The following is a 1799-nucleotide window of genomic DNA, read 5'->3' on the forward strand; positions in this document are numbered from 1 at the left end:
GATCCGCATGTTCCGCAACTGCAGCCATTGGCCGGCAAAATTATCGACGAGGGCGCGGGACTTCGGATCGGCCAGCATGCGGCGGACCTGACGGTCGAGCTGCCGCCGCAGCCGGCCCTGGCTGGCAAGTTGAGACAGCTCGTCGTCGGGCAGGCTGCTCCACAGAAAATAGGACAGGCGCGAAGCCAGAGCGAACTCGTCGATGCGATAGGCGGCGCGGGGATTGCCGGGCTCGGGGTGCGGCTCGCCGCGGAACAGGAAATGAGGTGAGACCAGCACCGCGCTCAGCGCCAGCTGCAGGCTGCGTTCGAAGGTTTCTCCCTGTTGCCGGGCCTGCCGGGCGAAACCCGCCAGGCGCTCGACCTCCCCGGTCCGGGCCGGGCGCCGATAGGCGCGTGCGACGAACCTTTCCAGGATGGAGGAGGCATAGGCGTCGTCGTTGGTGGCGGTCCGACCGCGAAAAAAGATGCGGGTATGGCTGGAGGGAAGCGGGTCGGGCGGCGCGTCGAGGGGGCCTTCGATCTCGAGAAACTCGATGAACAGATTGCGGTCGAGGCCTTTCTTGCGGTCGACAAAATTGTTGATGTAAGCGGCGGAGAACCGGTTGGTGCCCGCCGCAACGCGAACGCGGATCTCGCAGTTCGTCGCAGAACCGTCCGTCGCGAGGACGTCAAAGGTCGACAGCGTGTTGGTGCCGAGCGCCAGGCGCATGCGGGTGGGCTGATCGCCCGCCTGCTGGCCGTAGGCCCGGGCGCGGAGTGCATATTCGCCGGGACGCGAAAATGGAAAGTCGACCTGGATGTCGCCTTCCCGCGCCAGCATGCGCGCGCCGCCATCGACCGGATCCCCGGGGGCCGTGCCGGGCAGCGCATCCGCGGCAAAGCGACGGCGCCGTTGTCGGGCTGGGTCCTCGGTCACAATCGCCTTCTCCATCACCGCCTCGGCGGCGGACAGGTATTTCTCCAGGAGAATGGGCGGGACGGAAAGCACGTCCCCGATGTTGTCAAAACCGTAGCCGGAATCGTCGGCCGGAAAATCATCGGCCGGCCGGAAGTCGATGCCCACCAGATCCCGGATGGTGTTGTTGTACTCGGCGCGGTTCAGGCGGCGGACCGTGACGCGGCCGGGATCGGGATGGTCGCAGTCGCAATGAAAGACGGCCTGTTCGATCCAATCGGCGATGAGCTTGTTTTCGGCCGGCGTCGGCTTGGGCTTTTTGGCGGGCGGCATCACCTCGGTGCGGAGGTTTTGCATGACCTTCTCCCAGGCGCGGGGGTCGGCGGTGACGGCTTTGAGGTCAGGGTAGACGTCTAGGGCGAAGTCGCCCTTGCGTTTGCCGCGACCGTGGCAGTCATAGCAATACTTGGAGAGGAGAGGGACGACCTTTTCCTCGTAGGAAGCCAAGGCCGGCGCGTTGCGCTGCGAACGGGCGTCGTCGAGCAGGCGCGGTTTGGCCGGTTTCGCGGGCGACGCGGCAGGGACGTCCCCGGCCGAGACGATGAGAGCCAGAGCGGCGGCCGTGATGGAGAAACGGACAATTATCACGGGAGGGTAGACGAGCGCCGGGGCGAATTCATCGAACCGAATTGTGGCCCGTGTCCTTCGGGGGTGAATTCCTGAGACGCCCGTTCAGAGCGTCTGCAACCGGTCGCGCAATGGCTCCAGGTCGGGATCGCGGACGGCCATGGTCTTGATTGAGGCGACGTCGCCGCCCGCTTCCATGGCCTTGTGCAGCCACTCCCAGGCCTCATCGAGACGGCCCAGTTGGGCGGCATAACACGCGAGGTTGTAGGGGATGA

General features: G+C 65.7%; 1 protein-coding gene. It reads right to left on the reverse strand.

The genetic code is table 11. From position 1 onward, the window contains the following. On the reverse strand, positions 1-1545 hold a 1545-nt coding region (locus QZV94_RS24870), incomplete at its 3' end, for a DUF1587 domain-containing protein (RefSeq protein WP_293683134.1). Between the last annotated feature and the right edge of the window lie 254 nt (positions 1546-1799).

The sequence above is a fragment of the uncultured Phenylobacterium sp. genome, from assembly GCF_902826855.1.
Lineage (GTDB): Bacteria > Pseudomonadota > Alphaproteobacteria > Caulobacterales > Caulobacteraceae > Phenylobacterium.